Origin of the sequence: Psychrobacillus lasiicapitis (assembly GCF_006861795.1) — a bacterium.
Lineage (GTDB): Bacteria > Bacillota > Bacilli > Bacillales_A > Planococcaceae > Psychrobacillus > Psychrobacillus lasiicapitis.
Window position 1 is genome coordinate 167,827 of sequence record NZ_VDGH01000007.1, and the last position, 26,822, is coordinate 194,648.

Sequence of the window (26,822 nt, forward strand, 5' to 3'; positions counted from 1 at the left end):
CCCCAAGGAGGAATTCATATGTCGAAATACGATAAATTAAAACATACATTATTAAACCGTTTAGAGGAGCTAGAACAAAGTAAAGAGAATGACGAAGAATTTGAAACAACAGAGCTATCTAATTACGATAATCATCCAGCAGATAATGCAACAGATTTAACGGATCAACACACACGACTTGCATTACGGAAGCATTCTGAAGAGGAAATAGCTGATATAAAAGAAGCCTTAACTGCAATAGAAGAAGGTATTTATGGAGTATGTACAGAGTGTGGTAAAGAAATTCCGATGGAAAGGCTGGAGGCGGTACCTTCTACAACGACATGCGTGGATCATGCTCAGCAAGGAGTAAACGAGGAAATACGCTCCTTAGAAGAATCTGTATTAAATTCTACAACTGACCAACCAGTTGAAGATGAAGATCCTAGACTTAGGGATTATTCAAATAGCTTTGAAACTTTAGAGGAAGTTGGTTCGTCAGATACTCCTTCTGATAAGCAGTAAACGTAATGCCTCAGTATTTATGTACTGAGGTTTTTTCTGTTATAACTGATATACTGTAAAAAAGGAGTGATTGCGTATGTCTGCTATTGTTTTGTTTGACGGAGAATGTAATTTCTGCGATGCAAGCGTTCAATTTATCATTAAAAGAGATCCTAAAGGGTATTTTCGCTTTGCTGCTTTACAAAGCGATATGGGTGAGAAATTAAAGAAAAAGTATTTAATACCTGAAATGTTGGATAGTGTGATAGTAATTGATAATAATACAGTATATGAGTCCTCCGATGCGGCACTTGCGATTTGTAAACATTTAAGTGGGATGTGGAAGGGATTTTATTTGTTAAAGGTCACTCCTAAGTCGTTTAGAGATCAGTTGTATAAAATAATCGCTAAAAATAGATACAAATGGTTCGGGAAAAAGGATAGCTGTATTATTCCATCCCCGGATATACGAAACCGATTTCTGTAAGATGGACTCGATATATGATAGGCTAATATTGAGAATCATTTTCATTCTTGAAAAAGTAGTAAGGTGGGTGTAAGTATGGAAGAGGAATTATATGATGTAATTATTATTGGCGGAGGTCCAACAGGGCTATTTGCTTCTTTTTATGCTGGATTACGTGATTTGAAAGTGAAGATAATTGATAGCTTGCCACAATTAGGTGGTCAGCTAATGGAGCTTTATCCCGATAAATATATATACGATGTTGGTGGACTTCCCAAGATTTTAGCGAAAGATTTAGTAGCGAATCTGGAGGAACAGGCTGCTTATAGCAATCCGACGATTTGCTTGGAAGAGACGGCAATGTCGCTTGAAAAATTTCCAGATTACTTTGCATTAACAACCGATAAAGAAGTACATTATTCAAAAACAATATTGCTTACTTCTGGTATTGGATCTTTTCAACCTCGGAAGTTAAATGTTCAGGGAGCTGCAGAGTATGAAGGGAAGAACCTTCATTATAAAGTGAAAGATATTAATCATTTCAAAGATGCTGATGTGCTCGTATTAGGTGGGGGAGACTCTGCCCTCGATTGGTCCTTAATGTTGGAGGATGTTGCTTCAAACGTTACGATTTGTCATCGGAAAGAACAATTTACAGCTCATGAAATGTCTGTCCAGCAATTATTAAATTCTAAGGTTCAAATTAAAACACCTTTTAGTATTAAAGAATTAGTGGGTGATGGGCAAGCGGTTCAAGAAGTAGTGATTGTTGCAAAAGATAAATCCGAACAGCGAATTCCAGTTGACCATGTCATTGTAAATTACGGAAATGTGGCATCGCTTGGACCATTAAAAAATTGGGGACTGGATATGCAAAAAAATTCAGTTGTTGTAAATGAAAAAATGGAGACAAACATAGAAGGAATATACGCTGCAGGTGATGTGTGTACGCATGAAGGAAAAGTGAAGCTAATAGCAGTTGGCTTTGGAGAAGTACCAATTGCTATTAGCCATATTAAAACCTACATCGATCCGAAATCACGCGTTCAGCCACTACACAGTACGAGCATTTTTGAGACTGCAAAATAAAAACTTGTGCCAAATGGATAAAGTAGATTCCGGAAGTGAAAGCAAACAAAAAACACAAAGAGAAATTGAAATCTTTCTCTTTGTGTTTTTTATTAGGTACTTATCTAAAAAAAGCTTTGTCAATATTGTATTTTGACTTAAGTGTATTAATCGCATACGTTTCATAAATTTCACGATCCATCGCTTCTTCTACTATACAAACACTGATTTTATACACTTCATCACGATGTTTGATCATGGGCGATACATTGTCTTCAAAGTGCTTTTTAATACGTTGTCTGATTTTACGTGCTTTCCCGACGAATAATAGCTCATCATTTTTGTTAAAAAACATAAAGATGCCACCTTTATCACGAGGGATTTGGTGAAAGTCGATAAATCCATAAATTGATGGAATTTCAATATCTCCTTCTTTTAATACTTGTTCACGCTGGGTAATAGTAACAGTTGGTTTTGGTAATTCGATTTTAATCAATTTGCTCACGTCCTCTTATTGTCTGTCCTTTAGTCTACCATAACAAAGCAGTAATATCTATTCGCAAGAAAGAAGGAATCTTTCTTTTGTATATCGAAATAGAGCTTATAGAAAAATTTGGAGGGATTCACTTGATTAGAACATTAGAAGATTTTTGGATGACTTGGAAACATGAGTCTCAATCAACGCTGAAAATATTAAATACATTAACCGATGAGTCGTTAAATCAAAAAGTATATGACGAAGGAAGAACGCTCGGAACGCTTGCTTGGCATATTGTTGTGACAATAGATGAGATGCTTGGGAAAACTGGATTGCAACTTAAAGCGACTCCACATGACGCACAAAAACCAAAAACAGCTAAAGAAATGGCAGCGGCATACAAAGAATCTAGTGATGAAATGGTTCAAGCGATAAAAGCACACTGGTCAGATGAAACGCTTCTCGAAGAAAAAGATATGTACGGTGAAACATGGACAGTTTCAACTATTCTTCAAGTATTAATATCTCATCAAATACATCATAGAGGACAAATCACGGTACTAATGAGACAAGCGGGACTGGCTGTTCCGGGAATGTATGGCCCATCAAAAGAAGAGTGGCTGTCTTTTTCTGGAGAAGCACCTGAATAATTATCCGTTGACTCTTTTGAATTATGCATGTATTTTTAATACTATGAAATCGTAAATGTGGAGGAAAAGTAAATGAGTAAAATTCGAATTGGTATTATCGGCTACGGAAACCTAGGTCGAGGAGTCCAGTTAGCAGTAAAACAAAATCCTGATATGGAGTTAGTAGGAGTGTTTACTAGACGTGATCCTTCAACTGTTCAAGTGAATGATGCTTCTGTTGGTGTGTATTTAGTAGAACAAGCAATAGATTTTCAAGATAAAATTGATGTCATGATTTTATGCGGTGGTTCTGCGAAAGATTTACCTGAACAAACGCCACAAATAGCACAAAACTTCCATACTGTAGATAGCTTTGATACACATGCATTAATACCAGAGTTTTTCGAAAAAGTAGATAAAGCTGCAAAAGCTTCTAATAAAATAAGTGTCATTTCGGTTGGATGGGATCCAGGTTTATTCTCTTTAAATCGATTGCTTGGAGAAGTGGTGCTTCCACAAGGTAATACATTTACATTTTGGGGGGACGGCTTAAGTCAAGGACATTCCGATGCACTACGTCGAATCGAAGGTGTAAAAAATGCAGTTCAATATACATTGCCAGTAAAAGAAGCAGTAGATCGTGTTCGTAATGGAGAAAATCCGACACTTTCAACACGTGAAAAGCATACTAGAGAATGCTTCGTTGTTTTAGAAGACGGTGCAAAACAGGAAGTAGTGGAGCAACAAATCGTTACTATGCCAAACTATTTCGCTGATTATGATACGACGGTCCATTTTATTTCAGAAGAAGAGCTACAACAAAACCACAGTGGAATGCCTCATGGTGGATTTGTTATTAGAAGTGGTGAAAGTGGCAGTAAAGAAAAACAATTGATGGAGTTTTCTTTGAAACTGGAAAGCAATCCTAATTTTACTTCTAGTGTGTTGGTGGCATATGCAAGAGCAGCATATCGTTTAGGGCAAACTGGTCAAAGTGGTGCGAAAACAGCATTTGATATTCCATTTGGTTTACTTTCACCAAAGTCTGCTGAACAGCTTCGTGCGGAATTACTATAAAATTCAACCGGTGACTCTTTATAAGGGTACCGGTTTTTTTAGGAGATAAAAGATGAAAATATACGACTTACATTGTGATGTGCTTTATAAGCTTGCCAAAGCAGAGTCACCGATTTCTTTTACAGATTCCTCTTTGTTACAAGCAAATAAAGAGCGTTTAGAGGCTGGTAAAGTTGTTCTACAACTATTTGCTGTGTTTGTATCCGAAGGATTTCCGAAAGAGCAACAATTTATGGAGGCGGTTCGACAAATTGAATTTTTCCATACCGAAATTGTTGGGAAGCATGATGATATAGTAGCCATTTATAAGTGGGAGCAGCTCGAAACGCTACAAGAAGGGCAAATCGGTGCAGTATTATCATTGGAAGGCTTGGATATGATAGATAGAGATATTGAAAAGCTAAAATTGCTACTATCTCATGGAGTAAAATTAGTTGGTCTTACTTGGAATGGAGCAAATGCCGTAGCCGACGGAGCAGCAGGGGAGTCTGGAACAGGGTTAACTTCATTTGGGGAAGAAGTAGTCACGTTATTAAACGAGCAAAATATTATTATCGACGTATCCCATTTAAGTGAAAAATCATTTTGGGACGTACTTCCAAAAGCAAAATGGCTAATGGCAAGTCACTCTAATGCCAGAGCGATATGCGACTCGAATAGAAATTTAACGGATCAGCAACTAAAAGGATTAATTGAAAGAGATTCACCAATTCATATTGTCTACTATCCACAGTTTATTAACAATTCTGAAAAATATGTGGATATGTCGGATTTAGTAAGACATGTTGATCATATTGCTTCTCTTGGAGGGGAACATTTGATAGGATTAGGCTCAGACTTTGACGGAATAAGTGAATTTGTGACTGGGTTGGAAGATGCATCGAAGACACAAAGCTTAGTAAGGCATTTATTGAAGGATTATACAACAGAACAGGTTCAAGGTTTTACATCGCGAAATTTCGGTCGATTTGCGGCAGAAATTAGCAAGGAGGAGTAAGGCAATTGGGTAGTTTACCAGATTGGTTTTTTGCAGTCGCTATCGCAGTAGTTATTTGTTTTATAATCGTTGCTGAATGGTGGACACGGAGAAGTTAACGAGTATGCTATACTAGAGAAATGACAACGAATAGAAAGAGGAATCACATGCTAACATTTGAAGAAAAAGAAGCGATTATCCAAGAATTTAAGGAGCTCACTAGAAAAGAAGTTTCTTTAAAACGGGTAAATTACCATTATGAAGAAAGTTTATATGAAAAAACAACAGTCGTTTATCACCTTCATCCAAATGGAAATGGATTTGTCTATGTAGGAGATCTTGCCCAATATGAGGAAGCCAATGATAAAGGAATGTTGAACATCCGTGAGGCCACTGCCGATGAATTAAGGCAAACGATTAAAGACTCTATCGCTTATTTAGCGACGGAGGAAGAAGAGGTTGCCTTGGAGGAAGTAGAAGAAGAGTGGAAAAACAAAGAAAACTCGAAATTAACCTTATTGCAAGAAGATGAAATGTGGAATATTTATCATGGCTATAATTTAGAAGAAAGCTTCGGTTCCTATTCAGAGGCAAAAGCATACTTATTAGAAGAAGGCTTTCGAAAAGTTGCTTCTAAGTAAGGAGGATTTTGTGTGAAAGGAAGATCTACGGTTGCTCTTATGTTAGTCCTCACGCTTATAGCTATTGGAGCTATCGCTTATTTTATCATGCAGTTTTATGATAAAAATCCAACTCAATCACAGCCATCTAGTTATATGACTGGTGTTATTGTAGACATGAATAACACAAGTATACTTGTCGTGGGTGACCTTTCGGTTGAGGAAGTAAAAAGTCTTACCGTACAAGAAGCAATAGATAATGGAAAAGATGCCACATGGTTTACAATAACGATGGGCCAAAGAGATACGCTAGAAGTATATGATGAAGTGAAAGTTGGTTATGATGCTTTAGCGGAGTCTTATCCGATGCAAGGAACAGCCAAAACGCTTGAAAAGTTGAATGAATAGTAAGAGAGAGTTGCTCGTTTAGTTAAACGAGTGACTCTTTTTATCGTCTTGTGAACTAAAATTAGGTTCTTGTATAGTACTCGGTGGCATGGTATTCTTTTGCAAGTATGCAATTATTTTAGAATGAAAGTAGGGAACAAATGACGAAAGATCAGCGAAAGAAATTATTTGTGTTAATGATAAATATGTTTATTGCGATAGGGAGTTTTGGAATAATTATTCCTATTTTACCAGCCTATTTAAAGTCGATCGGGCAAGGGGGAACAGCGGCAGGATTGATGATTGCGATATTTGCCGGAGCGCAGCTAGTCATGTCTCCTATTGCTGGAAAGTGGGCAGATAAATATGGAAGAAGAATTATGATCATAGCGGGGTTAAGTGGCTTAGCGTTATCTATGTTCGTCTTCTATTTTTCAGATACTGTAAGTATTTTATATGTTTCGCGTGTGATAGGTGGAATTGGCGCTGCGTTATTAGTACCAGCAATTTTTGCTTATGTGGCTGATATTACAACAATGGAGCAACGAGCAAAAGGGAATAGTTTTATATCGGCAGCGATGTCCCTTGGAATCGTTGTTGGTCCCGGTATTGGTGGTTTCCTAGCAGATTTTGGCCTGAAGATGCCGTTACTAGTTTCTGCGGTTGTAGGTGTTTTTGCAGTTATCTTTTCATTGTTTGTCCTAAAAGAAAGCAAACCGGAAACTAGCATCTCTCCTGAAAATAAACCAGAGCCTATGGTAAAAGAAATTGTTCAGTCGTTTAAGAAACCATATTTTATCCCACTTGTTATTACGCTTGTAATGAGTTTTGGATTAATGGCGTATGAATCGGTTCTTGGGCTTTTCGTAGACAATGAATTTGGTGCGTCACCCCAAGATATTGCCTGGATGGTAACAGCTACAGGAATTGTCAGTGTCATTGTCCAATTGATAGCTGTTGACTGGGTTGTGCGCCGCTTTGGTGAAGAAAATGTGTTGAAAATATTTTTAGGTGTGGCTGCTTTCGGCTTTCTCCTTTCAATTGTCGTTTCAAGCTATGCATTTTTCTTTGTCATTACAATGATTATCTTCCTTTCTTCCTCTATTTTGCGTCCAGTGCTCACGACATTAATCTCGAAATTAGCAGGTCAGGAACAAGGCTTTGCGATGGGGATGAACAATGCATATATGAGTATAGGTAATGTGCTAGGACCACTTTTAGCAGGTTTATTGTATGATGTGCACATCATCTATCCATTTGTTTTAGGGTTGATCGTATTACTTATTACAATGATCGGGTCGATTTTGTGGAAAGGTACGAAGAAAATAGCATAAGAATAGCTGTTCCATAAGTTGAATTATGGAGCAGCTTTTTTGTGCTTTAGGGAATATAAAAAGCTAGACCTATGGGTGACTTTTTTCGTTGTGATATGTGGTATGTCATTTTATGTAGAGCGCTATATAGGGATAATGCGTCGCAAAGATACTAAGATGTCCGCCATGATTTCCGCCATGACTTCCGCTCCAGGCGGACGCTTTCCGTGGGGCGAGCGGTGAGCCTCCTCCTCCGCGAACGCTACGTGCGGGGTCTCACCTGTCTCGCTAATCCCACAGGAGTCGCCACCTTGCACTTCAATTAGTAGAACTTGCTAACTAATATCTGCCTTGCAGTTTCTTATTTAGAATTATTTTATGTGCTGTATAAATTACAGGGAAGGTTGGTTTTAGCCATTCAAGCAATGATTTGATACCAATCGCTAGATAGTATATCTTATTCCTCTAATCAAAGGGTTTTAGCTATAAAATGCAACATAGTACTGGAACTAGTGCATCATTTCTAAGCAATTAGCAAATTCTACTGGATTTGTAGCGAAAGGGTGGCGACTCCAGCGGGAAAAGCATGAGCTGAAAGCCCCGCAGGAGCGTGAGCGACGAGGAGATTGAAGCCGTGCCCGCGGAAAGCGTCCACCCTGTAGTGAATATCCCAGCGGACACTTCATTCAACTCACTACCGCCCAGTTTCCCTATTATGTGTAAGATTCCATTGATTGTTTCCACATACTAAATTGGATAGGGATAGGATCATCCAATCTTTTGTAATGTCACAAAAATGTGTCTTTTTGGGGGAAGGTTTTATTCAGAGAAAAGATATAATAAAAGAAAAGGAGGAATTTATATGGTTTATCGTAAAACCCGAAAAGCTAATTTAGCACTGGCATTTCTTCTTCTATTACTGACAACGAATTTTCTTCTTTATCAATCTGGGGTACCAGATTTTTTATCCCTTCCATTAACCAGTGGTGTAGCTATTGGATCACTTATTGATTTAGCGATTGTTGCACCTATTTTAGTATATGTAGCATTTAAAATTTCTATAAAACAAACAATTGGATTAATGGTGTTTGGTTTAGTGATAGCCAGATTTCTAATACCTGCGGAGTTATATGCGCCGTATAAGGGGATATTATATACTGGTCTTGTATTAGAGGCACTGCTAGTGTTTGCCGAACTAGCGCTTATTTTTACCGTAATCCGTAAAGGCTCTGCAATTCGACGTAAGATGAAAGAGATGAGCGAGGGTGCGATTTATAGCTTACTTCCAGCTGTTGAAAAAGTGGCGACTAAAAATGTGTTTATCCGCCTATTAATGACTGAATTTTTAATGTTTTATTATGCGTTGTTTACATGGAAAAAGAAAGCACCTAGTCACGAAGGTGTAGTAACCATGCACAAAAAAACGAGTGCAGTCGCGATGAATATTATGCTCATCCATGCAATTCTGATTGAAACAATTGGACTACATTGGTGGCTGCATGAAAAATCACTAGTTCTGTCGATTATTTTACTGATCTTGAATGTATACTCTGTCTTTTTTATAATAGCCGACATCCAGATTACAAGGCTTCATCCAATGGAAATAAAGAACGGAAAACTATATATTACACAAGGGATGGCCTCGCGAATTGTAGTTACTCTATCTAATATTAAGGAAGTAGAGTGGAATGCTGCTTTACCGAATAGGCAGACATTGCAATTTATCTATAAGGACTTTGAAAAAATAGACCCTCAGGCTATCGTTCGCTTACATGAACCTGTAGAAGCAGTAATGTTCATGGGAGTAAAAAAGAAAGTAACTGAATTTGCGATTCGAGTGGATGAGCCAGAAAAGTTGAAGCAACTGTTACTATAAGTAGTTTTAATGTAAACTCTTTTATTTGACCTACCAAATGAATGAAGTTATAATTATCTTGAATTCAAGATATATAGAGAGGAGTATGAACATGAAACATGTTTTTTATAAAGGTGACGACCAGTCAAAACCAACATTATTATTATTGCACGGTACAGGAGGAAATGAGCATGATTTAGTTGGGCTAGGAAAAGAAATCGATGGATCTGCTAATATACTAAGTGTTCGTGGAAATGTATTAGAGAATGGAATGCCACGATTTTTCAAACGCTTAGCTGAAGGTGTTTTCGATCTAGAGGATTTAAAATTCCGTTCGGAGGAATTGAAAAACTTCATCGATGAAGCAGCCGAAAATTATGAATTCGATCGTACTAATGTAGTCGCAATCGGCTATTCAAACGGTGCTAATATTGCTGCGAACCTATTATTCGAATACAAAAACGTATTGAAGGGTGCTATTTTGCATCATCCAATGGTTCCTAGGCGTGGAGTAGAAATTCCAGCACTTACAGGAGCACCTGTATTTATCGGTGCAGGGAAAAATGACCAAATGTGTCCTGCGACAGAATCAGAGGAATTACGTGATTTATTACAAAACGCCGGGGCGGAAGTGGAGTTGTATTGGCATTCCTATGGTCACCAATTAACGCAAGACGAAGTACAAGCTGCGAAAATTTGGTACAATAACAATTTTTAATAAGAAGCTATAAAAAATCTAAATATATATTGGAAAAGACAAAAAACTGCTAAGCAAAGTTTATCTTGCTTAGCAGTTTTTTAATCTCAATGCCATTTACCTGCTTTGTATGGCCCTTTTCTAAAAGGCATCCACCAATTCCATTTTCCAAATAGTTTCATTAAGCTGGGTACTAGTAATAGTCGTATTATTGAGGCATCAATTGCAACTGCAATGGCAATGCCGAGTCCGATTTGTTTTACTGGCATCACATCGGTAAAGGCAAAAGCACCTGTAATGACAATCATAATAAGTGCTGCAGACGTAATGACTTTACTAGTAGAAGTTAAACCCTCAATTGTAGCAGCTGTATTATTAAGACTTTTCGAATACTCTTCTTGAATACGGGAAATTAGGAATACCTCGTAATCCATACTTAGACCAAATACTAAACTAAATACAATTACGGGAATGATTAACGCAATCGTCGTTTCTTCTATGCCAAAATGACCGTATTGGAATATGTAAACAAGTATTCCAAACGTCGAGGATAGACCAATTATATTCATGATAATTGCCTTCAATGGGATTAAAATAGAACGGAAAGCGATCATTAATATGATAAAGGTAGATCCCAAAATAATCGCAAGGAGTAAACCGACTTTATTGAAAATTTCATCGAAAATTTCTTGATTGAATTTAGGCTGTCCACCTAGCATCATATCGACACCTAAATCTTTTTTAGACCATTCCCTTGCCCAATCTTGTGCTTCATCGGAGGATCCATTCAAATCCAGTGTTACTGGGATTAATAACTTATTGCCTTGAACAAATGACTCTAGCAAAGGAGTTACCTGAGCTTTTACTTCAGGAATCTGCAGGCTTTGCTCCCACTGGTCAATAGTGGAAATATTACTTGCACTAAAGATAGTGTTAACTGAATCCACATGTTTATCTTCTAACAATTGTTCTTCTATTTTTTTCATCACTTCAAGTCCATCCGTGTTTTCCCAGCCATCGTTTCGCTCAGCAATCATATAAACAGTCGATTTCTCTCCGAAACCGAACTCTTTATCCATTAATTCGTAAGCTTGACGAGAATCGTAAGATAAGGGTAACGAATCAACTTGTGGAATCGTAAGCTTCATATCTTTTACAGGAATAATTCCGATTCCTAAAATTAGGAGCGCTACAACTACTAAGGACACTGGACGTTTCATAACAAATGCAGCAAAGTTACGCCATCTAGTCGAAGCACCAGGCTTTACTCGAATAATTGTCCATTTATTAATACGATCTTTCATTAACATTAATAGGGAAGGGAGCAGCGTAATAGAGGCTAACACAGCCATCAATACAACGAGCATTCCTCCAAGTGCAAGGTTTTGGAAAATCTCTACTTTCATAACAAGCATTGCACCTAACCCGATAAATACACATACTGCAGAGAAAATAATGGAACGTCCAGCCGTTTGAATTGATGTTTGAACAGCATCTACAATAGAGTTTTTTAAGCGTTCTTCTTTATAGCGATTGATAAGTAATAACGCAAAATCGATACTTAAAGCGAGTCCAAGCATAGGAATAATATTCAACACAAAGATAGATAAATTCATTGTCTCGCTAAATAAAGTCATTATGCCGAAAGTAGATACTACTGTTACGATACCGACTACGAGTGGGACAAATGCTGCAAATACACTACCGAAAGCAAGGAGAAGCACAATTATGGCGATCGGTATTCCAATTGCTTCTGCACTCGCTAAATCTTTTTGACTTGCAACATTAATATCTTTATTTATAGCGGCGCCTCCGGTTAGTGTAACTCCTTTTTCACCGTCGATGGCGTTGCGAATTTTATCTACCACCTCGGTTATATCCGCAGTGTCTCCACTGAAATGAAACATAGCATAAGCTACATGATCTTTAAACAGAGTAGGATCATTTAAAGGTGACTGAATCGATTCAGCAATTTGTAAATCTTCCATTTCAGATATAGTTTGTTGAATCGTTTCGTTCGACACCTGATCAAAAACGATGAATAAAGTTTCAGCTGGAAGATCAAATGTATCCGTTAATTCTTCCATCACGCGTTGATGCTCACCGTCAGTGCTAAAACCGTCTCCTTCCAATAAACTTGGCAAACGAATAGCAAGAACTGCTAAAGCGATAAAAAGTACCAGCCATAAGCTCAATACAGATTTATAATAGCGTGTCACTATATTAGACAACCATTGCATAAAGTTTCCTCCTCATGCTAAATAACTTTCTCTATTGTACTAGAAAGAAGAGAGCATATACTAATATAATGTTAAGATAAGAGGAACAAAATAAGGGAGGAAACGAATTGAAAATTATTCCACCAAAGCTACGTAGCGTTTTACCTGAACTGGATGTAAATAGTGCACTTTTAGAAGATTTTTACGTGTCAGAAGGAATCGTGACATTTTTGGAGTTAGAAGAGGAGCAAGAAGATAAAATCATATTTGATCAAATACATTTTCAAGGAGTTTCAATGGAAGGTGTACGATTTCAACAGGTTGAATTCGTAGATTGTTTGTTTGAAAAATGTGATTTGTCTAATGTGGACTTTGGAGATGCGGTATTTCATCGGGTAGAGATTAAAAATTCCAAGCTATTAGGGACGAATATTTCTCAAAGTAGACTGACAGATGTGAAAATAGAAGAATCTGTTGCCAATTATTTGAGCATGAGTTTTTCGAAATTGAAGAAAGTAATGTTCAAACAAACTTCCATTAATCGTGCAGATTTTATCGAGTCAACTTTTGATAAAGTTAGCTTTGAAAGATGTGAACTAGATGGTGCAAACTTCACCGAAACGGATTTAAAAGGAGTTGATTTAAGTACAAATACATATGAACAGCTCACTGTATCCATGGAGAAGCTTGAGGATTGTACTGTATCGACTGAACAAGCAATAGGATTTGCAAAATCACTCGGTTTGGTTATTAAAGAATAAAGGATACTAAAAAACCTCGCCTTTTCAGACGAGGTTTACTTATTAAAAGAACAAGTTCAGTACTTGGAATATAGCTCCTGCTAATACTGCAGAAATCGGTAATGTAATAATCCAAGTCATGACGATTTTCTTCGCAACTCCCCATTTAACACCTTTCGCACGTTGGGCAGTCCCAACTCCCATTATAGCAGAAGAAATAACATGCGTTGTGGAAACTGGTAAATGAATAGTTGTTGCTCCAAAAATAATCATGGCTGATGATAAGTCAGCGGCAGCTCCATTTATAGGACGGATTTTCATAATTTTACCGCCAACCGTCTTAATAATTTTATAACCACCGATGGATGTACCTAGTCCCATTGCAGTTGCTGCAGCAATTCGTACCCATAACTGAATATCATCTGTTGTTTGTAACTCTGCAGCGATCAAAGCCATTGTAATAATCCCCATTGCTTTTTGCGCATCGTTTGTACCATGAGTAAAGGATTGTAATGCGGCAGTTCCGATTTGAAATGTACGGAATCCTTTATTCGTTCCATATAGGCTTGTCTTTCTAAAAAGTACTTTGAATAAAGACATCATTAAAAATCCAACTGCCAATGCTAGAAATGGTGAAATGATTAATGCTTGAATGATTTTGATAAATCCTTCCCAGTTTAAAACAGCAAACCCAGCAGCAGAAACCGCAGCACCTGCAATAGAACCGATTAAAGTATGCGAAGAACTGGAAGGGATCCCGTAATACCAAGTTACTAAGTTCCATATAATAGCAGAAAGTAAAGCTGCTAAAATGATTAGGGAACCATTCTGTAATAGGAATGGGTCAACGATATCTTTTGTAATTGTTTTCGCAACTCCGGTAAAAGTCAGTGCTCCAACAAAGTTCATCACAGCTGCCATTAATACAGCAACTCGAGGTTTTAATGCTCTTGTTGAAACAGAAGTTGCAATAGCATTAGCCGTATCATGAAACCCGTTAATGAAATCGAAGGCTAAAGCAAAAAAGACAACAAGAATTGTAAGAATTAAAATAGAATCCATAAGACGTGCTCCTACGCATTTCGCATGATAATTGCTTCAATCGTAGTAGCTACGTTTTGACAATAATCTGCAACTTCTTCTAGTTTTTCATATATATCTTTAAATTGAATAATCCGAATCGGGTCTTTTTCATTTAAAAATAGTTGTTTAATAGATGAACGAAGTACTTCATCACATTTACGTTCATAATCTTTAATAAGTACAGAATTCTCATGCATTTTAAGTAGCTTCTTCTGAGCAAGAAGCTCCATAGCTTTTACAATTTCATCTGTACTCTTCACAATATACCCTAAAAACGTACGCATTGAATCATCGATTTCAATAAGAGAGAACATTTCTAAATTTGCTGTGAAATCATCAACGCCATCTAAAATATCATCCATTCTAACAGCTAGTTGCAAAATATCCTCTCGTTCAATAGGAGTCATAAACGACTTGTTCAGCATAACAATTAGCTCATGAATTAGTTTGTCTCCTGCTGTCTCATAGTTTTTTACTTTTACGCTAATTTCCTTTAAATCTGCAACAGTCTGAATACGGAAATCATCTGCATAGTGCGTTGCTTCTTGCACGTTTTTAGCGATATTTAACAAGGATGCGAAAAAGGGATCTGTTTTTTTTGAACCAATCATAAAAAAGCCTCCTGGACTTTAAAGTTTATTTTCAACGTTTTTCCTCAAATAGCATACCAAAAAAAATACAAAATCTACACACTTTTTACTTCAATTTATCAAAATTTACAATGCTGTAACATTACTACCTAAAATAAGGGTTAAAATGACGAATGAAAGCGCTTTTTGTCGAATCAAATTCAAATATTTATAAGAATGTAAAAATATGAAACTTTCCATTAGTTCATTCGTATAAAAGTTATAAAAGTATAAAGAGGAAGGGGTGAGAGAAATAGAGCAAATCTTCTTGTATGGATTATTCGCTATTGGATTGATCACGATATTATATGTGTTGTTTGCAGATGCGATAGATGGAATGGACAGTGGAATTTTAAATCCTACGACCGTACTTACTTTCTTATTATTTATCTGTGCTGCTGGGTTTATACTATTAAAGTTAACAAACTGGAACGAAGAAATAATTATCATCGTAGCACTTGTAGTTTCGAGCATTATAACATTTCTATTATACTTCTTTGTTCTTGTTCCATTAGCTTCTGCAGAAGTTTCAACAGCATATACAAATGAGTCACTGCAAGGTCAGGTCGCACGAGTAATTGTTCCGATTCCTATGGATGGTTTTGGAGAAATCGTTATTGAAACAGTGAATGGAATCATTTCGAAAAGGGCAACAGGATATGACCAAGAAGAAATTGAGTATAACAAGCAAGTGTTAATAATTGATGTGGAAGATGGTACATTTTTAGTAAAAGAATATGAGCCTTTAAAATAATGATAGGGGGAATGTGAAATGGATTTTGGACTTTTAATCGTAATAGGAATTGTTGTCTTTGTATTAATCGTTGTGCTTGCAGTATATATCACGAAATATCGTACAGTTGGCCCAGATGAGGCGCTTATCGTAACAGGAAGTTATTTAGGATCGAAAAACGTACATACGGACGATTCCGGGAACCGTATTAAAATAATTCGCGGTGGAGGAACATTCGTATTTCCGGTATTTCAACAAGGAGTACCCCTAAGTCTTTTATCGAGTAAGCTAGAAGTTACAACGCCAGAAGTGTACACAGAGCAAGGAGTGCCAGTGATGGCAGATGGAACGGCAATTATTAAAATCGGAGGATCGATATCCGAAATTGCCACTGCAGCGGAACAGTTTTTAGGAAAAACAAAAGAAGACCGTGAGAATGAAGCAAAAGAAGTATTAGAAGGTCATTTACGTTCCATTTTAGGATCTATGACAGTAGAAGAAATATATAAAAATCGGGATAAGTTCTCCCAAGAGGTACAAAGAGTTGCTTCTCAAGACTTAGCGAAAATGGGATTAATCATTGTTTCCTTTACGATAAAAGATGTTCGAGATAAAAATGGTTACCTAGATTCACTAGGGAAACCAAGAATTGCTCAAGTCAAAAGAGATGCAGACATCGCAACAGCAGAAGCAGAAAAAGAAACACGTATTAAACGAGCAGAAGCCTCTAAAGACGCGCAACGTGCAGAACTAGAACGAGCTACGGAAATTGCAGAGGCAGAAAAAGATAATCAATTGAAAGTGGCAGAATATCGCCGTGAACAAGATATCGCCAAAGCACGTGCTGACCAAGCATACGAATTGGAAACCGCACGTTCTAAACAAGAAGTAACTGAACAGGAAATGCAAATTCAAATTATCGAACGTCAAAAACAAATCGAACTGGAAGAAAAAGAAATCTTACGTCGTGAAAGACAATATGACTCGGAAGTAAAGAAAAAAGCAGACGCTGATCGCTATGCAATTGAGCAAAACGCGGCGGCATCTAAATCACGCGAAATTGCAGAGGCAGATGCGGAGAAATATCGAATTGAAGCAAAAGCAAAAGCGGAGGCAGAAAAAGTACGATTGGACGGACTTGCAAAAGCAGATTCTCAACGTGCTCAAGGGGAATCAGAGGCAGATATTATTCGCCTAAAAGGTCTGGCAGAAGCCGAAGCAAAACGTAAAATTGCCGAAGCATTTGACATGTATGGTCAGGCAGCGGTTCTAGATATGATTGTCCATATGTTACCGGAATATGCAAAACAAATTGCAAGTCCACTTTCGAATATCGACAAAATTACGGTAGTCGACACAGGAAGTGGAGAAGGAGGCGGTGCAAACAAGGTGACATCTTATGCAACTAATTTAATGTCTACCTTACAGGAAACGTTAAAAGCCTCTTCTGGAATTGATGTAAAAGAAATGCTTGAAAACTACTCTGGTAAAGGGAATATACGTCCAAGCATTGAACAGTTGACTGAAGAAGTAAAAAAGTCCAATGAACTCGCTCACCAAAAAGCAGAATAGCAACAAAATGAAAAGCTCAGAAAATTTTTCTGAGCTTTTTCATTGTATTTCATTTATTCTAAATAAACTATATAATATATATACATAATGTAGGATATTGTCGAATGAATGGAGGCAAATAGCATGCTAACAACTGAACAGGTACAAGATCTTAAGCAAAAAATGCATTTGCCGAAAGTTGTGACGGATAAATCTGAAACGACTTATATAGGTAGTGCAAATGGAATTGCGTACTGCTTATACACTTTACTTCCAGGGAGTACCTCTTGGATAAATTATAATCCAAATGAACATGTGGAGTTTATAGAAAAGTATACTATTCTATTTGGCGCGTTAGAGTTAGAAAAAGACGGAGAAAAATTTATGCTATACCCTGGTGATGTCCTGGATGCAAGACTGGATCATGCAGTTTACACTTGTTATGCAAAAGAAACGGTGGAAATTCTGTTTGAAATGACTTCCTTAGTTTTTGAGCAGAACTTTTTTGAGAGAGAAATTATTCAACTGGATGCAAGGAAAATACAAGAAGTGGATGGGTATACTTACCATCACTGTGCTCGTATTAGAGATTACTCTATTGAACTATGGAAAAGAATTAATCCTCAAAAAAGCTTAGCCATTATCAGTATAGGTTCTTATTTTCACGATATAGGAAAATTGGCTATTCCATTAGAGATTTTAACGAAACCAAGTAAATTGACGGAAGATGAGTGGAAAATCATCAAGAGGCATACTACATTTGGTGCCGAAATGATGAGAAACCATGAAGTAGAACGCTTGCGGGAAGCCGCTTTTATTGTAGAACAGCACCATGAGCGGTATGATGGAAAAGGATATCCATACGGGCTCATGGGTAGTGAGATTTCATTGGAAGCTTCTATTGTTTCCGTAGTAGATGCGTTCGATGCAATGACAACGAACCGTGTGTATAGGGGGGCTATGACGATTGAAGAAGCTCTTCAAGAAATGAAAAACGGTAGAGGCACTCAATTTAACCCGCTTGTAGTGGATGTGTTTTTAAAGATGTTAGAAGAAAAAAACAACAAATGGTACTGAAAGGGAGAGAGAAAAATGTCTTATCGTATTGAACGTGATTCTATGGGAGAGATCCAAGTTCCACAAGATAGTCTTTGGGGAGCACAAACACAAAGATCAAAAGAAAACTTTAAAATTGGTAATGAAAAAATGCCGATTGGTGTTGTTCATGGACTTGCCCTATTGAAAAAATCTGCCGCAATAGTTAGTCACTCTCTAGGAAATTTATCAGAAGCAAAAAAAGATGCGATCGCAGCAGCAGCAGACGAAATTCTAACAGGAAAACTAGATGACCATTTTCCATTAGTCGTATGGCAGACAGGTAGCGGTACACAATCGAACATGAATGTAAATGAAGTAATTGCTCATCGTGGAAATCAACTCCTTGAAGAAAAGGGAAGCGAGGAACGACTTCATCCAAATGATGATGTTAACAAATCTCAAAGTTCAAACGATACATTCCCAACAGCTTTACATATTGCAGGAGTGCTAGCTGTAGAAAAGCAGCTTCTACCAGCAATTGATATATTAAAAGAAACACTAGGTAAGAAGTCAGAACAATTTATGGATATTGTGAAAATCGGACGTACACACTTGCAAGATGCAACGCCTCTTTCACTAGGACAAGAGTTTAGCGGTTGGCATCGTATGCTCGAAAAATCAGCTAAAATGATTACGCAAAGTGTGCAAGACATGAAAGAACTTGCGATCGGTGGAACAGCAGTAGGTACGGGACTAAACGCACCAAAAGGATTTGGTGATTTAGTAGCAGCTGAAATTTCTAAAGCATTAAGTATTGAATTTACTTCAGCAAAAAATAAGTTCCACTCTCTAACAAGCTATGACGATGTTGTATACGTGCATGGTGCAGTAAAAGCACTTGCTGCGGACTTGATGAAGATCGCCAATGATGTCCGCTTACTAGCAAGTGGACCACGTTCAGGAATTGGAGAAATTTCCATTCCAGAAAACGAACCAGGAAGTTCTATCATGCCAGGTAAAGTAAACCCAACGCAAAGTGAAGCGATGACAATGGTTGTTGCCCAAGTAATGGGGAATGATACTACGATTAGTTTTGCTGCAAGCCAAGGTCATTATCAGTTGAATGTTTTCAAACCGGTTATTATTCATAACTTCCTACAATCTGTTCGCTTATTAAGCGATGCGATTATTAGCTTTAATAATAATTGTGCAGTTGGCATTGAACCAAACTTAGAAACAATCGAACACCATGTAAATAATTCACTAATGTTAGTTACAGCATTAAATCCATATATCGGCTATGAAAATGCTGCAAAAATTGCGAAGCATGCACATAAAAATGGTACTACATTGAAAGAAGCTGCTGTAGCCCTTGATTTATTAACTGCTGAAAAGTTCGATGAAATTGTTCGCCCAGAAAAAATGATATAAGAAGAAAAGAGATTTATTCACATGAAAAAAATACTATTTATATGCCTCATTTCTATTTTAGTTCTTTCTGCATGTGGCCAGAAAGAGACGAAAGAGAATCACGAAGGACATGAAGACCATAGTGCACATTTAGCAAATGGAGATATCCAAGAAACAACTGCCTCAACAGACGTGTTACCAGTATTTTTAGACAAACAGTCAGAGGATATGCAACTTGTGTATCAAGCAGCTGCCAAAGCACACGATATTTTAAAATGGATGCCTTGTTACTGCGGTTGCGGTGATAGTGCGGGGCATAAGAACAACTTTAACTGTTTCGTTCACGAGATAAAAGAAAATGGAGAAGTTGTGTGGGATGACCACGGAACACGCTGTGCGGCTTGTTTAGAAACCGCGGTTACTTCTATCAAAATGGTCCAAGAAGGTAAGTCATTAGTAGAAATTCGTAACGCAATTGACGAAGCTTATAAAGAGGGCTATGCAACACCAACTAAAACACCAATGCCGTCTTAACTAGCAAAAACTGCTCCTACTCACGAGTTTGTGAGTAGGAGCAGTTTTTTGATGGAAAAGTGAGAACCGGTCCCTATTTAATATAGTAGTCACTTATTAAAATATCACGTATCACTTCAGTTGGAATTTCAAACGTTACCATCCCCATATAACCAGGAGCTACCTCGTATTCGTCAAAGGATATAGTGAGTTTATTATCTGCGGTAATGTAAAATTGTTGATCAGATAAAATGGATGAAAAGCCATCTTCATCTTCTTCCAAAAAGTAAACAACTTCTTCATTTGCCATTTGTCGTTGCATTTCTTCTTTAATATAGGCTGAGATTATCTGGATATAAGAGTCATCTTTAAATAAGCTTGGTAATGTAATGTATAATTCTTGTTCTTTATCGATATTATCATACGTAGCAGATTCACTTCCCGAAGCCATTATCTCTAGGTTTCTATTTGCTACAACTAGTAGTGAATCTGTATCCGTAACCACTTCATAATCTGCATTTACGGCATAATTTCCTCCACCAGCTACTTTCATTTCCTCCATTTTCTTCTGGAAGCTCTCATAAAGTGCTTTGTTTTCTGAAATATACTTGTCGTTTAGCATTTGCAATAATTCTTTATTTTCAAGTCCTGTTACATTCGGTGTTGTTATATCTGCACTGAAATTATCTTCCGCTATTTTAATCTCTTGTACGGTAACCACTTGAACGATGGACCCCACTACCGGTACAGAGGCAAGGGAATGTGCGAGCGCTGGACTTACATTTACGCTTGTTATAAATAAGGTTGCCGCTGCAACAAAGCCGATTCCCCATTGTTTAAAAGGTTTGTTCTGTTTTCTTTTGGCTTTTTTAATCGATCTTTTCACAATAAGATTTAATTCCTCAGGTATTTCAATTTCTTCATATTTCTGTTTGGCATCTTGTAAATTCTTCATAATTCCACCTTCTCTTCCATGTTTATTCGCAGCTTTCGAAGTGCTGCATACAATCTCGTTTTGATGGTATTTGAATTTTCGCTCTGTATCTCTGCAATTTCATCTATTTTTAAATCCTCGAAAAAACGAAGTACAATAATCGTTTTATATGGTTCATTTAGATGGTCGATGGCTTCATATAAATCATAATCTTTTTCAAGATTATGCTGCTCAGGCAATAACGAATGGAGGATATCATCGTCCATTGCTTGCATACGACCGTGCTTTCTGATGAAATCTATTGCAGTATTTACAACAATCCGATAAAACCATGTTTTGATATATCGTTCTTCCTCTAATCGATCTATTGAATTTAACGCTTTATAAATGCTGTCTTGAATAATGTCTAGTGCGTTCTCTTTATTTTTTACATAACTAAAAGCTAATCGATAATAATCGTTTTGATGTTCTACTATATAGTTTTCAACTAGTTGAAACTTTTCCTTATTCGTCATGACGTATATGAACTCCTTTTTCCCGTACCCGCGATTACGTTTCAAAGATTAGACGGGCAAGTGTTTTGGAAAGTTTGACTATCAATAAAATATTTCTTAAGAAATTCTTCATGTTTATCCTTCCAAAATATTAAGAAACAGTAGGTACACTATGTAAGTAGCAAAAGGGAAGGAGAAAATAAATGATACAAGTACAGAACGTTAATCATACATTTCTAATTGGGAAAAAGGGAAAAGAAAAGAAGGTACCTGTCCTTAAAGGATTAACCTTTGAAGTAGAGAAAGGAGAAGTCGTTGCAATTGTAGGAAAAAGTGGATCGGGTAAATCCACATTACTCCACACAATAGCAGGCTTTATGAGTCCAGAACAAGGATCCATTATCGTGAATGGTCAAGAAACTGTTCATTTGAATGAAACAGAAAGAGCAAAATTCCGTTTAAATAACTTTGGTTTTATCTTTCAAAACTTTCAACTCATGCCTCGGTTAACTGCTTTTGAAAATATAGAGCTACCATTAAAGCTAAAGGGAATTGCGGCTAAAAAAAGAAAAACGAGCGTGCAACTACTATTGAAAAAAGTAGGACTTGAGGAAGTAGCAGATCATTATCCAAATGAATTGTCAGGAGGACAACAGCAGCGCGTTAGTATTGCACGAGCATTAATCACTAATCCTCCGATTTTGTTTGCAGATGAGCCAACGGGTAGCTTAGATTCAGAAACCGAACAAGATATTTTGTTGTTAATACAAGATCTCAATCAAACAATGGGCGTAACGTTCGTTATTATTACGCATGACGAGGAAGTCGCAAACATTGCCCATCGTAAATTCAGAATGCATGATGGGGAATTAGTGAAAGGAGATACAAGCAATGTTATTTAAAGATCAAGTTGACTTTGTAAGCCAACATATTAAGAAGAATAAATTACGTGTATTTATGACCGTACTAGCCGCCACGATGGGATGTGCATTTTTAATCGTTCTTGCTTCCATAGGATTTGGCATACAGGATACGATGCGCAAGGAAATATTAGAAGATCAAGCTATTACCGAGGTAGAAGTGTATACCAATAATGGAGAAGCACTCGATATTTCTCAAATTAGCGAAGTTGAGCATGTAAATGCCATTGTGCATAGAACTAGTATGGACATAATGGCAGTTTCTCAATTAGACGAGCGTTCGCTTGAAGGAAATATGCTACTAACTAATTTTGTAGAAGAAGAAAAATCTAACCTCCAATTATCCGAAGGGCGTATGCCTACAAAGGAAAATGAAATTGTTGTAGGGTACCAGTTTGCAGAAAACTTATTAACAGATGCGGAACGTAAAGAAATGGAAAAAATTACAGAAGAGGATGCTGAGCCAATAGGAGGTTATAAAGAATCTCTAATCGGAAAAACTATTTCCATGTCTATGCAATCTTACGAAATGGATGAAGCATTCCCTGAAAAGTGGGACTTTACGATTGTAGGGGTAACAGAGAAACCGGCAAGGGACTGGTTTGTCGACACTAATATGTTAGTAGATGAATCGTGGAAAGACAAGTTTCAAGAAGTGTACGAGGCGAATGCGGGGAACGAGAATCCGGACTTATTCTACTCTAGCACGAAAATCTACACTTCTAGCCTAGAGCATGTTAAATCGGTAACAGAAGAGCTAAAAGAAATGGGCTACAGTGTGTATTCCGTTTCAGAACAATTGGAGCAGTTAGATGTCTTTTTCATGGCATTTAAAATAGGACTTATCTTTGTTGGGACAATCGCAGTATTAATCGCATCGATTGGTATTTTTAACACGATGACAATGGCAGTAACTGAAAGAACTCGTGAAATCGGAGTGATGAAAGCAATAGGAGCTAGTCCTAAACTAATTCAGCGCCTATTTTTAATGGAAAGTGCATGGATCGGGATTATCGGGACTGTGCTCGCAGTCATTATTTCATATGCAGTGAGTTTCCTAGCAAACTGGATATTGCCGATGGTAGTAGGAGCAGCATTAGGGGAGGATGAGTTCCAAGATTTATCGATGACATTCTCGCTAATCCCATGGCAGCTTGTGGTCATTGCATCTGTGATTAGCATTAGTGTGGCGATGATTTCTGGATGGAGACCAGCACGAAAAGCAACAAAAATTGATGTCATTCACGCATTAAGACAAGAGTTATAAGAAAAGCGCAAGCGCCTATGTCTGACCCTGAGGGGCAAGGCGCTGGAGCTAGGTTCATACTGAGTAAAAAGTTTCTATTCTTATAAAAAAGAGGTCGTCCCCGTTATGGAGACGACCTTTTATTGTGAAATGGTGAAATAAGCGAAGAATAGAACTAGTACAACTGCTACGTTTAATAAGTTGTAATTCATCCTCGAAATTTTTCTATCCATTTTCTCCGATTTGTTGATGAATGTGATCCCAACAAAGGTGATGAGGATAGCTAAGATTAAGGCCAGAATCGGTTGCATATTATATACGCGTGCATCGATAAAATGGACAAGGATGATAGCGATGGCCATTGCCATACCATATGCCACTTTTTTTAGTGTTGGTTCTTTCATTGTCTACTCCTATCTGGGGAATAAGGTATCATTTCTTTCAATTCATTCTCCAAAAACGGCTCTGCATTTAGCATTTGCTTAAATTGCTTATAGCTTTCCATTTGTTCAGCAGTCGCTATTTTCCCGCTCTTATAAGCCCGTATCAAAATGTTCTTTGGTGTATTTTCCATATCGATAAACTCAACTAATTGTGCCTCATAACCGACCATATTAAGTATTTCCGCTCGAATCGAATCCGTAGCAAGTGCCGCAAAACGTTCTTTTATAAGTCCATGCTTTAGCAAAATGTCTAGCCCGGGTGCGTCTAGCTGTCGATTTAGCTCATGCTGACAGCAGGGGACACTTAAAATAACACTCGCTCCCCATTTTACTGCACGGGAAAGCGCCATGTCTGTTGCAACGTCACAGGCATGTAGAGTGACAACCATATCGACAGCCGATTCATCGTTGTAATCATTAATATCACCAACTAAAAACTCGAGCTCATCATATCCTAAATCATCCGCAATCTTTGCGCATTCCTCAATAACTTCTTTTTTCAAATCGAGCCCTGTTACACGAATATCGAGACCTTTTTCGATTTTTAAATAGTGATAAAGGGCAAATGTCAGATACGATTTCCCAGATCCAAAATCTAGTATACGCACGGGTTTATCCTTTGGTAAATGGGCAAGCGTGTCGTCGATAAATTCCACAAAACGATTGATTTGCTTAAATTTATCATACTTTTGTTTTTTTACTTTTCCTTCCTCTGTTTGTACTCCTAAACGAATAAGGAAGGGATAGGGAGTGTTTTCATCTAACAAATAATTCTTTTTCCGATTATGAGAAAGGTTCACTGTTTTTGTACCCGCTGCTTTCTCCGATTTCAACATCACTTTGTTTTTCTTAGAAAGCTGGACTTGTACTTTTTCTGTTACGAAGTCCGCATGAATTTGGCGGAACTGTTCTAACAGCTCATCCAGTGTATTTGCGAATTCGTCTAATTGCACATTTTCATGCTTTAAAATGCGTTCATATTGGTATTCCAGTTGGATATGATACATATTTTTTATTTCGATTGGTTTAAGTTTTACACGCTTTATTTCATTCGACTTTGCACGTGGTTGACTGATAGTTGCAGCAACCAACTGCTTGTTTGTGATTTGATCTATTAGATATGCTTTCATTTCTTGAAATTCCATAAGTTTCGCCTTCTTTTTCCGTAATATACTTGGAAATAGTGTAACATATCGGCGTTATTTTAGGTTAGTTGGAAAAATGAAAGCTTTAGTTGTAAAAATCAAAAATTTAGTTGTATAGGAAATGAACTGGAAATTATTTCACGTAAGTAAGCGTCTTCCCAGTCCACCCAAATAAAATAGTCAGAATTGGACTCAACAAGCAGAAAAAGGCAAATGGCAAGTAATCAATCGTTGAGACAGCTAACACATTCGTGATGAATATGCCGCATACACTCCAAGGGACGAGTGGATTCACGACTGTACCAGCGTCTTCCATGACACGTGCCAAGTTTTTATTGGCCAGTCCTACTTTTTTAAACTGTGCCTGAAAGGATTCCCCTGTTAGTAATATCGATAAATATTGCTCACCTATAAGCGTGTTAACGCCTATTCCAGCGAAGGCAGCCGCTGTAATAACAGAGCCTACGCTTTTCAATATACTTTCCATTTTTGAGAGTAGACATTGCACTATACCTAGGGTAAATAATAGTCCTCCCATACTTAATGCAAGTATGACAAGTCCTACCGTGAACATCATGCTATTTATACCGCCACGAGTAAGCAGCGAGTCGATTGCTTCGACTCCTATACTAGATGTATAGCCGTTAAACAATATATTCAGTACATCCTCAAAAGGTGTATATTGAAAGAAATAAGAAATACAAATAGCTGCAATAGAAGTTAATGCTAAGGCGATAATTGCAGGTACTTTTTTAATAGAAAGTATAAAGAGTAGAACAATTGGAAGTAGCGTATACCAGTGAACCATACCTGTTTGAAGGAGTCCTTCTTGAAAGACCTTAATCTGATCCAATCCCTTGAATTCTTTATTGGGCGATAAAATACCGTATCCAATGAGCGAGATGAAAAATGCCGGAATGGTCGTCCATCCCATATTGCGAATATGTTCAAATAAATCTACTTGAACAATCGCAGATGCAAGATTCGTCGTATCAGACAAAGGGGACATTTTATCTCCAAAAAACGCACCAGACACAATCGCACCGGCAGTAATGGCTAATGAAATATCCATTGCGCTCGCCATCCCGATAAACGCTACACCAACTGTTGCAACTGTTGTTAAGGAACTCCCAATAGATAACCCAACAATACAAGTAACTAAAAATACAATCGCAAAGAAGAAATGTGGTGTGATAAATTGAAAGCCTAAGTAGATAAGTGTAGGAATAGTACCGCCCATCATCCAGCTACTTATCAATATACCTATAAAGAAAAAGATAAAGATGGCCCCAAGTCCAGCTTTTGAGCCTTCTACAAGTCCTTCCTCTAACTTTTTGAAAGGAACTTTTTTAAATAATCCATAAGTGATCAATATTAAAATAGCCAGCAAAATAGGCATATGTGGAACTGCATCAAATTGAACAATACAAACTGCCATTAATGCAATAATCGTAAACGTAATAAGAACAGCCTCTATAAAAGAAGGCGTAATTGTCGAACGAATTCGAAACATTGTAAATCCTCCTCAATGAAAATCTTTTCAAACACTTTCGCACTTCAACGCTTTGAAGTGACGAAGTAATTAGGATTTTATCATGTTTTATTATTAAGTCAATTAGTTAATAAATAGTCTATTTCGTCAGAATTTTGTGATAGAATGATAGAAAAAGAAATA

28 protein-coding genes are annotated in these 26,822 nt (G+C 37.3%); 19 read left to right on the plus strand and 9 right to left on the minus strand.

Annotation, left to right across the window (positions count from 1 at the left end; genetic code table 11):
• The first annotated feature begins 18 nt into the window (after window positions 1-18).
• From FG382_RS13190 to FG382_RS13200, 3 genes are all read left to right on the plus strand, one after another.
• The gene (locus FG382_RS13190; RefSeq protein ID WP_142539352.1) at window positions 19-504 is read left to right on the plus strand and encodes a TraR/DksA C4-type zinc finger protein; all 486 of its coding nucleotides are present in this window, start codon (window positions 19-21) and stop codon (window positions 502-504) included.
• 76 nt (window positions 505-580) lie between these two features.
• Entirely contained in the window at window positions 581-970 is a 390-nt protein-coding gene (locus FG382_RS13195; protein ID WP_142539353.1) for a thiol-disulfide oxidoreductase DCC family protein, read from the plus strand.
• 75 nt (window positions 971-1,045) lie between these two features.
• Window positions 1,046-2,038, plus strand: coding sequence for an NAD(P)/FAD-dependent oxidoreductase (locus FG382_RS13200; RefSeq protein ID WP_142539354.1), 993 nt, complete (start codon window positions 1,046-1,048; stop codon window positions 2,036-2,038).
• 100 nt (window positions 2,039-2,138) lie between these two features.
• Here FG382_RS13200 and FG382_RS13205 read toward each other — a convergent pair whose 3' ends face one another.
• Complete coding sequence (locus tag FG382_RS13205; RefSeq protein ID WP_142539355.1) at window positions 2,139-2,513, minus strand: nucleotide excision repair endonuclease; 375 nt, start codon at window positions 2,511-2,513, stop codon at window positions 2,139-2,141.
• Between the two features lie 131 nt (window positions 2,514-2,644).
• Between FG382_RS13205 and FG382_RS13210 the strand changes: the two genes are divergently transcribed.
• The 8 genes from FG382_RS13210 to FG382_RS13245 all read left to right on the plus strand — a co-directional run bounded on the left by FG382_RS13210 (window position 2,645) and on the right by FG382_RS13245 (window position 10,070).
• Entirely contained in the window at window positions 2,645-3,145 is a 501-nt protein-coding gene (locus tag FG382_RS13210) for a DinB family protein (RefSeq protein ID WP_142539356.1), read from the plus strand.
• Window positions 3,146-3,217: 72 nt separating this feature from the next.
• Window positions 3,218-4,201 carry a diaminopimelate dehydrogenase gene (locus FG382_RS13215; RefSeq protein WP_142539357.1) on the plus strand — a complete coding sequence of 328 codons (984 nt, stop codon included), beginning with the start codon at window positions 3,218-3,220 and terminating at the stop codon, window positions 4,199-4,201.
• 52 nt (window positions 4,202-4,253) lie between these two features.
• Window positions 4,254-5,198 (plus strand): dipeptidase, encoded by a 945-nt coding sequence (locus FG382_RS13220; RefSeq protein ID WP_142539358.1) that lies wholly within the window; start codon window positions 4,254-4,256, stop codon window positions 5,196-5,198.
• Between the two features lie 146 nt (window positions 5,199-5,344).
• Window positions 5,345-5,818 (plus strand): hypothetical protein, encoded by a 474-nt coding sequence (locus FG382_RS13225; protein WP_142539359.1) that lies wholly within the window; start codon window positions 5,345-5,347, stop codon window positions 5,816-5,818.
• Window positions 5,819-5,830: 12 nt separating this feature from the next.
• On the plus strand, window positions 5,831-6,205 hold the full coding sequence (locus FG382_RS13230; RefSeq protein ID WP_142539360.1) for a DUF3221 domain-containing protein: 375 nt from the start codon (window positions 5,831-5,833) through the stop codon (window positions 6,203-6,205).
• Between the two features lie 140 nt (window positions 6,206-6,345).
• Complete coding sequence (locus tag FG382_RS13235; RefSeq protein WP_142539361.1) at window positions 6,346-7,518, plus strand: MFS transporter; 1,173 nt, start codon at window positions 6,346-6,348, stop codon at window positions 7,516-7,518.
• Between the two features lie 841 nt (window positions 7,519-8,359).
• Entirely contained in the window at window positions 8,360-9,373 is a 1,014-nt protein-coding gene (locus FG382_RS13240) for a beta-carotene 15,15'-monooxygenase (RefSeq protein WP_142539362.1), read from the plus strand.
• A 91-nt stretch (window positions 9,374-9,464) separates the two neighbouring features.
• Window positions 9,465-10,070, plus strand: a complete 606-nt coding sequence (locus tag FG382_RS13245; RefSeq protein ID WP_142539363.1) for an alpha/beta hydrolase — start codon at window positions 9,465-9,467, stop codon at window positions 10,068-10,070.
• An 86-nt stretch (window positions 10,071-10,156) separates the two neighbouring features.
• Here FG382_RS13245 and FG382_RS13250 read toward each other — a convergent pair whose 3' ends face one another.
• Complete coding sequence (locus FG382_RS13250) at window positions 10,157-12,289, minus strand: MMPL family transporter (protein WP_142539364.1); 2,133 nt, start codon at window positions 12,287-12,289, stop codon at window positions 10,157-10,159.
• 107 nt (window positions 12,290-12,396) lie between these two features.
• Here FG382_RS13250 and FG382_RS13255 point away from each other — a divergent pair, with 107 nt between their 5' ends.
• A complete protein-coding gene (locus FG382_RS13255) occupies window positions 12,397-13,029 on the plus strand; it encodes a pentapeptide repeat-containing protein (RefSeq protein WP_142539365.1) in 633 nt (210 codons plus the stop codon).
• Window positions 13,030-13,071: 42 nt separating this feature from the next.
• On the opposite strand, the gene FG382_RS13260 is transcribed toward FG382_RS13255, so the two are convergent.
• Together FG382_RS13260 and FG382_RS13265 are read right to left on the minus strand one after the other, a co-directional pair.
• Window positions 13,072-14,070: an inorganic phosphate transporter gene (locus FG382_RS13260; RefSeq protein ID WP_142539366.1), complete on the minus strand. Its 999-nt coding sequence runs from the start codon at window positions 14,068-14,070 to the stop codon at window positions 13,072-13,074.
• A gap of 11 nt (window positions 14,071-14,081) precedes the next feature.
• Entirely contained in the window at window positions 14,082-14,702 is a 621-nt protein-coding gene (locus tag FG382_RS13265) for a DUF47 domain-containing protein (RefSeq protein ID WP_142539367.1), read from the minus strand.
• A 262-nt stretch (window positions 14,703-14,964) separates the two neighbouring features.
• Here FG382_RS13265 and FG382_RS13270 point away from each other — a divergent pair, with 262 nt between their 5' ends.
• The 5 genes from FG382_RS13270 to FG382_RS13290 all read left to right on the plus strand — a co-directional run bounded on the left by FG382_RS13270 (window position 14,965) and on the right by FG382_RS13290 (window position 19,986).
• Window positions 14,965-15,474, plus strand: coding sequence for an NfeD family membrane protein (locus tag FG382_RS13270; protein WP_142539368.1), 510 nt, complete (start codon window positions 14,965-14,967; stop codon window positions 15,472-15,474).
• An 18-nt stretch (window positions 15,475-15,492) separates the two neighbouring features.
• The gene (locus FG382_RS13275; protein WP_142539369.1) at window positions 15,493-17,025 is read left to right on the plus strand and encodes a flotillin lipid rafts scaffold protein FloT; all 1,533 of its coding nucleotides are present in this window, start codon (window positions 15,493-15,495) and stop codon (window positions 17,023-17,025) included.
• Between the two features lie 123 nt (window positions 17,026-17,148).
• Entirely contained in the window at window positions 17,149-18,081 is a 933-nt protein-coding gene (locus tag FG382_RS13280; protein ID WP_142539370.1) for an HD-GYP domain-containing protein, read from the plus strand.
• A gap of 15 nt (window positions 18,082-18,096) precedes the next feature.
• Window positions 18,097-19,473, plus strand: coding sequence for a class II fumarate hydratase (fumC, locus tag FG382_RS13285; RefSeq protein ID WP_142539371.1), 1,377 nt, complete (start codon window positions 18,097-18,099; stop codon window positions 19,471-19,473).
• A 21-nt stretch (window positions 19,474-19,494) separates the two neighbouring features.
• Entirely contained in the window at window positions 19,495-19,986 is a 492-nt protein-coding gene (locus FG382_RS13290) for a PCYCGC motif-containing (lipo)protein (RefSeq protein WP_142539372.1), read from the plus strand.
• Between the two features lie 73 nt (window positions 19,987-20,059).
• Here FG382_RS13290 and rsiV read toward each other — a convergent pair whose 3' ends face one another.
• The gene (gene rsiV / locus FG382_RS13295; protein WP_142539373.1) at window positions 20,060-20,920 is read right to left on the minus strand and encodes an anti-sigma-V factor RsiV; all 861 of its coding nucleotides are present in this window, start codon (window positions 20,918-20,920) and stop codon (window positions 20,060-20,062) included.
• Window positions 20,917-21,414, minus strand: a complete 498-nt coding sequence (locus tag FG382_RS13300; RefSeq protein WP_142539374.1) for an RNA polymerase sigma factor SigV — start codon at window positions 21,412-21,414, stop codon at window positions 20,917-20,919. The genes rsiV and FG382_RS13300 overlap by 4 nt, the downstream gene beginning before the upstream one ends.
• Window positions 21,415-21,596: 182 nt before the next feature.
• Here FG382_RS13300 and FG382_RS13305 point away from each other — a divergent pair, with 182 nt between their 5' ends.
• Window positions 21,597-22,295, plus strand: a complete 699-nt coding sequence (locus FG382_RS13305; protein WP_142539375.1) for an ABC transporter ATP-binding protein — start codon at window positions 21,597-21,599, stop codon at window positions 22,293-22,295.
• Window positions 22,285-23,580, plus strand: a complete 1,296-nt coding sequence (locus FG382_RS13310; RefSeq protein ID WP_142539376.1) for an ABC transporter permease — start codon at window positions 22,285-22,287, stop codon at window positions 23,578-23,580. Before FG382_RS13305 ends, FG382_RS13310 begins: the two co-directional genes overlap by 11 nt.
• Before the next feature lie 119 nt (window positions 23,581-23,699).
• Here FG382_RS13310 and FG382_RS13315 read toward each other — a convergent pair whose 3' ends face one another.
• From FG382_RS13315 to nhaC, 3 genes are all read right to left on the minus strand, one after another.
• Complete coding sequence (locus FG382_RS13315) at window positions 23,700-23,963, minus strand: hypothetical protein (protein ID WP_142539377.1); 264 nt, start codon at window positions 23,961-23,963, stop codon at window positions 23,700-23,702.
• Window positions 23,960-25,147: a class I SAM-dependent methyltransferase gene (locus tag FG382_RS13320; RefSeq protein WP_142539378.1), complete on the minus strand. Its 1,188-nt coding sequence runs from the start codon at window positions 25,145-25,147 to the stop codon at window positions 23,960-23,962. The genes FG382_RS13315 and FG382_RS13320 overlap by 4 nt, the downstream gene beginning before the upstream one ends.
• Before the next feature lie 133 nt (window positions 25,148-25,280).
• Window positions 25,281-26,660 carry a Na+/H+ antiporter NhaC gene (gene nhaC, locus FG382_RS13325; RefSeq protein WP_142539379.1) on the minus strand — a complete coding sequence of 460 codons (1,380 nt, stop codon included), beginning with the start codon at window positions 26,658-26,660 and terminating at the stop codon, window positions 25,281-25,283.
• Window positions 26,661-26,822: the final 162 nt, after the last annotated feature.